General features: G+C 55.5%; 11 protein-coding genes and 2 pseudogenes. 2 read left to right on the top strand and 11 right to left on the bottom strand.

Going from position 1 to position 7,464, the window contains the following annotated elements:
* Positions 1-47: 47 nt before the first annotated feature.
* Positions 48-344: a hypothetical protein gene (locus tag AC01FP_RS15115; RefSeq protein WP_474481474.1), complete on the bottom strand. Its 297-nt coding sequence runs from the start codon at positions 342-344 to the stop codon at positions 48-50.
* A 432-nt stretch (positions 345-776) separates the two neighbouring features.
* Positions 777-2,117: a restriction endonuclease subunit S gene (locus AC01FP_RS15110; protein WP_474481472.1), complete on the bottom strand. Its 1,341-nt coding sequence runs from the start codon at positions 2,115-2,117 to the stop codon at positions 777-779.
* Positions 2,118-2,581: 464 nt separating this feature from the next.
* On the opposite strand from AC01FP_RS15110, the gene AC01FP_RS15105 reads away from it, so the two are divergent.
* The gene (locus AC01FP_RS15105; RefSeq protein WP_474481471.1) at positions 2,582-2,917 is read left to right on the top strand and encodes a hypothetical protein; all 336 of its coding nucleotides are present in this window, start codon (positions 2,582-2,584) and stop codon (positions 2,915-2,917) included.
* Positions 2,918-3,075: 158 nt separating this feature from the next.
* Here AC01FP_RS15105 and AC01FP_RS15100 read toward each other — a convergent pair whose 3' ends face one another.
* The 6 genes from AC01FP_RS15100 to AC01FP_RS15075 form a co-directional block, all read right to left on the bottom strand.
* Positions 3,076-3,273 carry a hypothetical protein gene (locus tag AC01FP_RS15100; RefSeq protein WP_474481470.1) on the bottom strand — a complete coding sequence of 66 codons (198 nt, stop codon included), beginning with the start codon at positions 3,271-3,273 and terminating at the stop codon, positions 3,076-3,078.
* On the bottom strand, positions 3,270-3,578 hold the full coding sequence (locus AC01FP_RS15095) for a hypothetical protein (protein ID WP_474481468.1): 309 nt from the start codon (positions 3,576-3,578) through the stop codon (positions 3,270-3,272). The genes AC01FP_RS15100 and AC01FP_RS15095 overlap by 4 nt, the downstream gene beginning before the upstream one ends.
* On the bottom strand, positions 3,545-3,715 hold the full coding sequence (locus AC01FP_RS15090; RefSeq protein WP_474481466.1) for a hypothetical protein: 171 nt from the start codon (positions 3,713-3,715) through the stop codon (positions 3,545-3,547). The genes AC01FP_RS15095 and AC01FP_RS15090 overlap by 34 nt, the downstream gene beginning before the upstream one ends.
* Entirely contained in the window at positions 3,708-4,697 is a 990-nt protein-coding gene (locus tag AC01FP_RS15085; RefSeq protein ID WP_474481464.1) for an HsdM family class I SAM-dependent methyltransferase, read from the bottom strand. Before AC01FP_RS15085 ends, AC01FP_RS15090 begins: the two co-directional genes overlap by 8 nt.
* A 32-nt stretch (positions 4,698-4,729) precedes the next feature.
* Positions 4,730-5,497, bottom strand: coding sequence for a type I restriction-modification system subunit M (locus AC01FP_RS15080; RefSeq protein ID WP_474481462.1), 768 nt, complete (start codon positions 5,495-5,497; stop codon positions 4,730-4,732).
* A gap of 477 nt (positions 5,498-5,974) precedes the next feature.
* A complete protein-coding gene (locus AC01FP_RS15075; RefSeq protein WP_474481476.1) occupies positions 5,975-6,166 on the bottom strand; it encodes a hypothetical protein in 192 nt (63 codons plus the stop codon).
* 124 nt (positions 6,167-6,290) lie between these two features.
* Between AC01FP_RS15075 and AC01FP_RS15070 the strand changes: the two are divergent.
* A pseudogene (locus tag AC01FP_RS15070) lies at positions 6,291-6,435 on the top strand (IS5/IS1182 family transposase); the annotation flags it as partial.
* Between the two features lie 80 nt (positions 6,436-6,515).
* Here the strand turns inward: AC01FP_RS15070 and AC01FP_RS15065 are convergent.
* From AC01FP_RS15065 to AC01FP_RS15055, 3 genes and pseudogenes are all read right to left on the bottom strand, one after another.
* Positions 6,516-6,692, bottom strand: a pseudogene (locus tag AC01FP_RS15065) (type II toxin-antitoxin system YhaV family toxin); the annotation flags it as partial.
* A gap of 8 nt (positions 6,693-6,700) precedes the next feature.
* Complete coding sequence (locus tag AC01FP_RS15060) at positions 6,701-6,826, bottom strand: hypothetical protein (RefSeq protein WP_474481460.1); 126 nt, start codon at positions 6,824-6,826, stop codon at positions 6,701-6,703.
* Between the two features lie 54 nt (positions 6,827-6,880).
* Positions 6,881-7,081: a hypothetical protein gene (locus AC01FP_RS15055; RefSeq protein WP_474481458.1), complete on the bottom strand. Its 201-nt coding sequence runs from the start codon at positions 7,079-7,081 to the stop codon at positions 6,881-6,883.
* Positions 7,082-7,464 lie beyond the last annotated feature (383 nt).

Genomic DNA, 7,464 nt, shown 5'->3' with positions numbered 1-7,464 from the left:
AGCTGCGCATCAATCATGAAGTGGTGACTGCCTATGTCATGTCAAGGTCAGGCCGGCACGCCCCGTGAACGGTTACGGTATTTCATATCTTCCTGCTCCTCTAGGCTGATGGAGGCTTTGGAGGGGCTGGGCGTATTGGAGTTGAGAATTCTATCAATGAGAGCCTCAATTCGTTCCCGTTCAGAGAGCTTTATGACAACTCCCTTGTCGCCAATGGTAAGCTCTCCAACCTTTGAGCGGTTCCCCCAGAGATATTCGAAAAAGAGAAAAGTTACTGACACTGTAGCCAAGGCAATATATTTATACTTCTCACCACCCTTGTCATTGATATTGGAATTACCCATTGAATTGTAATGAAGTATCTTGCTAGAGTACAGGTTAGCGCTTTGCGGGACTTGCGAGGCCACAAGTCTTTACTTGAGTGGGCACTTGAACCGATTGCTCATATAAGGATTGTGTTCGTCGCTACCAAAAATGGCCTCTGAGTAATTCGGCGATATCTTACTTCATCAACTTTTTTAACTGCTGCAACATGCCCGATGTATTCGAGCAGACAGTGCTCGTCAGACTAACGCTTTATTGGGAGGTTCCGAGAACCACGCTCCGAGTGCCACCCCTTTCCGTGAACTACGCTGCGGCATCGGGTTGGATACCTGCAAAACTACTGCGGTGCAGTGCTCTTTGATGAAAGCCACTCAAATATAGATGTGGTTTACGGGTCCGATAACCACATGTTCGTTGCGATACGCAATGCAGGATCGTCTTGGATGTGCTGCTCATGCAGCCTCGGCCTCGGACACCATGCCACGCACATCGATCTGGCCGGTGACGGCGGCGGAGATCAGGGCAGAGCGGCGTTCTTGGAGGCGTGCAATGGCATCTGATGCTTTGGCTGTCAACTCATCAATCTGGCCGCATTTAATAGCTATTGAATTTCGAATGCTCTCTTGACCCTCTGGATGCGGAAGCGGTATCGGTAGGTCCATCAGAATTGATTGAGAGATGTTTTGCATTGATTGGCTAGCGCCAGACGCGCCAAGCTCAATCTGACCCCTGGCCTCATTGGAGGCCAAAAAAAGTGCCAGGTAATTGGCGGATGTTTTGTCAGGTCTAATGGTGATTCTGTAAAGCTTGTCGCAGATAAAGAGCCAGGGAAAATCCTCGCTGACTACTGCAGCACTTCCCACAAGTTCCCTAGTATTTGCTCGTGACACCAAGAGGTTCCCACTTCTAACACTGTATTCAGGAATAGGCATCAAGTCTGGAGGCAGCTTTTTGTTCTCACTTGGGCGGAAAATTCCTCCATTTACGCAGCCAACCTTTAGGATCCCAGGCGTATCTCCGTCCGACGGTTCATTTTCACATTGAGGGCTCCATCCCTGTTCTATTGATGTACAGAGATGCTTGACTCGCTTCACCTCCCAATGCTCCGGCACCTCCCCCAGCCACTCCACCCCCGAATCCTTCATCGGCGCGTCTGGATTTAGCCCCTTGGTCACGGCATGGGAAATCACGGCCTGGCGGTTCTCCTGAAGCAGGCCGATCAGGCGCTGCTGCTCTGCGATCAGGGCGTCGATCTTGGCAGTTTCGTGGTCGAGAAAGGTGGAAATGTTGGCCTGCTCGGACGACCCAGGAATGGGAACATTGATTACACCTAGATCGGTCTTTGTTATGTGCACCATTCCGATGATCCCATGGGCTTGATCCTCTATATGCGCCGTAACCGCCTTAAGTATCCAGTAGAGTTCTTGCTTCTCAATAGCGCGGGGGACAACACGAAAGATGTGCTGATTCAGTGCGCAGATTTCTTTCCTGTGCCAAATGAAAGGGCCAAAAGATGTGCCCCGATTTCCAGACCATCCAAACAGCAAGTCACCATCACGGACTAGGTAGCGCTCTTTAACTACGCCTTCGTAGTAGTTGAAGTCTTCGCTTCCATTGAGATTCTGGATTCGGATGATAGGCATCCCCGATTCCGACCATTCTGCTGGCTTGAACGCATCTCCGTTGATGAATTCGGCAACATGTTTAAGGGGGACATAACGCCAATGCTCCGGCACCTCCCCCAGCCACTCCACGCCGCTGGGCTTGTAGGCCGGGTAACGGGGAAAGCTCATGAAAGTCCACTCCAGTAGTTCGGCTGTCGATGGAGGTGCATCACGGCCAGAAGGCGTACCTGATCATCCAGAATAGGCCACATGCTTGGATTGGTCTTGATTCGCGCCACTGCCGCCAGGATCTCAATCGCGAATTAGTAGCCAAGGCTTGGTTGGTTTGCCTCGTAGATATTGGTGCCCTCAATAAGCTCCGCTTGAGCGACAGGGTGGAAGAGAATCTGCATCAATTAAACCGATGCCATATCTCAGCAAAAACGTCTTCGCCTATAGGTAGCGATTGAATCTCCAGGATCAGGCCGTCAGTTTTCATGACGGTTGTTAGTTCGGTATATGTTCGTCAATCTTAGCCCCTGTTCCTGTTGCTCTCGGATGCGAAGCTAGTGCGTCGCTGGCTGCGGTGTACTTGACGACCCCTCGGATCGAACATGTAAGTGAGGCTTACACGTTTAATCTTCGCAGAGTTCTTGTTCCTCGTTGATTGCTTTGATCTTGAATGTGAGGCCCTGCCGCTCAAACTGCCGAAAATCCTGATCGAGGCTGGTCAAGGGAAGGCCGGCACGCTGGCAGTCCTCCTGCATCAGGGTGTCCTGCTCCAGCCGCAGCGCTGTGGCTACATCGATGGGATGCCGCTTGAAGTTGCGGTCAGGGCGATACAGAGGGAGCTCAAGCGCTGTTTTCATCACAACCACCAGATCGGCAAACCAGTTTATTGGCTTGCTGGCTATGGGCTATCCGCCAGTTCATTCACTTCGTCGTTGTTCAGCAGATGCCAAATCGCCGCGCCCCCTTCCCGGCCCTGATAGACGGCAAACGCTCTGCAGCGGTGGATGCCTGCAGCAGAGCGCGACCCTCAGCCTTGATCGCTTCAGGGCTCCATCGGACAGGCTCCCCGCTCGCAATCCCTTGCTGGAGTTCGCGACGCAACAGCAGCAGGCCATCGGCGTCTATGTCCAGCGCGTCAGCTCTCATCGATTGCCTGCGGTGGCTTGTCCAGCTCGGCGCCGCGCATCGTGCGTAATTCACCATCGATCATCACCACAAGGCCTGTGTTGGTGGCTCGGGCCATGTCGCGAGCGCGCAAGCCCGATCGCCGCAGGGCCGCTTCCACCAGCTGGAGGTCTGGGTCGGGATGCGGGTTCTGCCATGACTGAATCACGAATGGCCTCCCTGCGCGATCAGCTGCGGTGTGGTGCCCCCATTATCAATCAACTGCCAGGCATCCACGATGGGCTGGTACAGGGTGGTGAAGTTCCTAAGGCCACTGGCGAAGCGCCGGCGGATCACCTCTGCCGGAATCGCATGTCCTCCCTGCGCAACACGCTCGGCGACACGGCGAATCGCAGAGTCCTCATGGACAAGCTTCAAAAAGATCAGCTTGACGCGATAGCTATCAGCCTGCCACTGATGTATTCGCTGCACATAAGCCTTCACCGCCAGCGTGGTTTCAAACGCAAAATCCATACCTGCCGCCCCGCAGCGATCAGATCGGCATTGATGAAGGTGGTGATCCCCACCTCCAATGGCAGATATTCACGGGCAAACGTTGTTTTACCGGTGCCATTGGGCCCAGCGATGATGATGATTCTTTGCTCAGCCACTCAACCCCCCAATCATCTCCAGGATCCGATCTGTCACCTGTTTCAGCTCAGCATCAATCACATCTAGCGGCCTAGGTGGGGTGAACACATAGAAGTGCCGGTTGAAGGGGATCTCATAGCCCTTTTTGGTTTTGCTGTGGTCAATCCAGGCGTCACTCACATGCGGCAACACCTCCCGCTCGAAGTAGATGTCCACATCTTCTGATAGCGGCACGTTTTCCGTATCTCGTAGGCTGCTATCGGCCTGGGGTTGTCCTTTGGTTTTGCCGCGCTGGCCGAGCACCACGTTGCCGGCTGCATCGCGCAGCGGCCGCTCCACCGTGATGGTTTGATAGCCGAAGGCCTCATTGTTGAAGATCTTGCTGATTGGTTTGCCGTCTTTCTCGGCCTCCTCAAACGCCCCAAACAGCTTGGTGATCTCCGCAATGTGTTCGGCTGATAGTTCCTTGCGTTTGCTACCCAGGCTCTTGCGCATCTTCTGCCAGAAGCTGCTGGCATCAAGCAGTTGCACCTTGCCCTTGCGCTCAGCCGGCTTGCGGTTGCTCAGAATCCAGATGTAGGTGCTAATTCCCGTGTTGTAAAACATGTCCGTGGGTAGGGCGATGATCGCCTCACACAGGTCGTTTTCCAGCACATAGCGGCGGATTTCACTCTCACCAGAGCCTGCCCCTCCAGTGAACAGAGGAGAGCCATTCAGCACGATGCCAAAGCGGCAACCACCGTCCTGGGCGGGCCTCATCTTGCTGATCAGGTGCATCAGGAACAGCAGCGAACCATCACTCACACGCGGCAGCCCAGGCCCGAAGCGACCGGCAAACCCCAGTGCTTTTGACTCAGCTTCAACTTCCTTTTGAATCTTCTTCCACTCCACCCCAAACGGCGGATTGGAGAGCATGTAGTCATACTTCTCCTCCGGCAGCTGGTCGTCAGACAAGGTATTGCCGAAGCAGATGCTGTTGATGTCTTGCCCCTTGATCAGCATGTCTGCCTTGCAGATGGCGTAGCTCTCCGCGTTCAGCTCCTGGCCGCCAACACCAGTCTTGCCGATGGGTTGTGGCTTACCAGGTGCTCTTCCGCAATGCTCAGCATTCCGCCTGTGCCAGCAGTTGGGTCATAGAGGCTGCGCACGATGCCGGCTTGGGTCAGGGCGTCGTCGTCTTCTATGAATATCAGGTTCACCATCAAACGGATAACCTCGCGGGGGGTGAAGTGTTCCCCGGCGGTTTCGTTTGAGAGCTCCGCAAACTTGCGAATCAGCTCTTCAAACACCAACCCCATCTCGGCGTTGCTCACCGTTTCTGGGTGCAGGTCAATCTGGCCAAACTTTTCGGTGACTAAATACAGCAGGTTGGCCTTCTCCAGTTCGTCTACCTGCAGGTAAAACTTAAAGCTCTCGAAGATATCCTGCACCGCCGGCGTAAACGCCTGGATGTAGCTGCGCAGATTTTCGGCGATGTTGTCGCCATCCCCCATCAGCCGCTTCATGTCCAGCGGCGAGGTGCTGCAGAAGTTGTGGCCCGCCTTGCGCAGCAGGAAGGGTTCGGGGTCGAGGCCCTGGCCCTCCCGCAGGGCCTTCTCCTCCAGCACCGCCGCCTTGGTGGGCTCCAGCACGCAGTCGAGCCGCCGTAGCACCGTGAAGGGCAGGATCACCTTGCCGTAGTCGCTCTGCTTGTAGTCGCCCCGCAGCAGGTCGGCGACGCTCCAGATGAAGGCGGAGAGGTTTTGCTTGCCGCTGCTCTGGGGACTGGGCTGGGGACTTGACTGTGTGGAGGTGGTCGTCACGGTTTGAGTTCAGGAGGCTGACTTCGCTGTAGAAGAAGGGTTCTGGTTTATCGCAGGGTCGATCAAGACAACCAAGTCTGCTGCACATTGGCTTCTAGCCAGCTAAGCCCGAGCAGGTCAGCGCAGACGGGCATCGCCAGGGCCGCACCTGCTCTTGCCTGGGAGCCAGCCAGCTCAGAAGCCGATGGCGACAAAGGGCCCAACTCTCTCGGCAGGCACCAGCACCTTCCGGCTGCGAGCAGAGTCCCGCCCAGTGCCGCTGCTTACATGGTTTTCCTCTCGGCCAGGCCAGCTACTTGCGCTGGATTGAGGCGGCTCTTCGCTGATTGATCCAGCTGGGGGTGGCGGTGCCCGCCGGGAACCCGTGAAATCATTGAGAAACTGCGCAGCAGTACTGCTGTACTATGAAGTGATGGCTGTTGGTTCGGGATCGCTACGGTTAAGGGAGTCGCTGAAAGGCTTCCAGGGATTCCCCGTTCAAGCCCGCTCCGGCTGCTGGATCGCCAAGGCTGGACAACCCTTATTGCTGGCACCCTGCTCCTCCTTATTTCGTTCACCACGAATTACGGCGATGACGACCTCCTCCGCTTCGGCACCCTCCAGACCTCTGAGCAGATCTGAGTGGGTCTCCACCTTGCCGCCCTGGCGGCGCTTGCTGGCGACGCTCAATTGGCGTCCCGTTTACGACATCGAGTAGAGAGAACTCGAAAGCGAGAGGCGTACGAAACAGCTCTAGGGAACCCCTGAAAAACCCACTAAAATCACTCCAGATCCAAGACTGAGACTGGAACGGATGGCAGCCCCCCTCCAGCTGGGCTTCACGGACTACGAGCAGATCTACGCCAAAAAGAGGACGCGTTGCCAGCGCTTCTTGGATGAAATGGAGGCCACGGTTCCCTGGGAGGCGTTTCTGGCCTTGATTGAGCCGGTGTATCACAAGCCCTCCAGCAAAGGAGGTCGTCAGCAGCATGGCCTGGAACACACGATAGGAATCGCTTTTGCTGCCGTAGGCGCGCTTGCTCTGCTGGTCGTTAACCCAACCGATCACGATCAGCTTCGAGTGGCTGTGAAAGCGAAAGAACACCCGGTATTGCTGGAAAAACTTCGCCCTGCGCCAGTGCCGATACTCGTTGCCCAGGGTTGATCCCTGCTGAAACTCCTTGTGGCTGGGGTCATGGGGGATATCGTGAAGCATCAACCTAGTTATCGCTTCACGGCAACAATTAGGTAGGTGGGCGCGCCTACGTAGTTGACATCGGGCAGATAGAGAACCTGGCGCATGTCATGCACTCCAATCACTGCCGCCAGCACCAGTGGGAGCAGGATCAAGAGCGCCTTGGCCGTGTTGATAGCCGTATAGGGCTTCAGCCCATCAACACACTCTTACCGGCGCTGCTGTGTGGCGTAAAACGCTGCCCCGCCTGCCGCCAGAACCAAGCCACCGCTAATAGCGAGAAACACCAGTGTCTGCAGAAGCAACAGAAAGATTCCGATGGCCGACCCAGCCACAATCTGAACCCTCGCTTTAATCAGCAGGGTGAGCAGCAGCAACACGGTGGCTTTGAGGCTCAGCACCTTGGCCATGCTGAACGGCAAGAAGGGGTTCAGGAACACAGGTTGATCACAGGTGTCCCCATGCTGGCGGGCTGATCCGGCAGCGGTGGCTCCAGCGGTCGTAGCGACAGGGCTGGAAATGCAGCAGCGATAGACCAATGATTAGCCAGGCTTATCGGTGCCATCAGCCTTGCTGTTGTCTAATTGCACCTCTGGGTTGGCTGGCAATTGTGAACTGGTGTTAAGTTCAGATGAGCGAGCGGTTCCCCGCCCCGCATCTACTTACTGCTTTCCTGCAAAGCCTTTCGGCTGTAGTCAGGCAAGCCCTTCCCCAAATCGTTCTCATGACAACCACTATTCAGCAGCGCCAAGGCGCTTCTGCGTGGAACCAGTTTTGCGACTGGGTCACCTCC

The organism is Cyanobium sp. NIVA-CYA 375 (assembly GCF_056108345.1).
The sequence above is the reverse complement of the archived record's forward strand: the minus strand, read 5'-3'. Positions and strand labels throughout refer to the sequence as shown.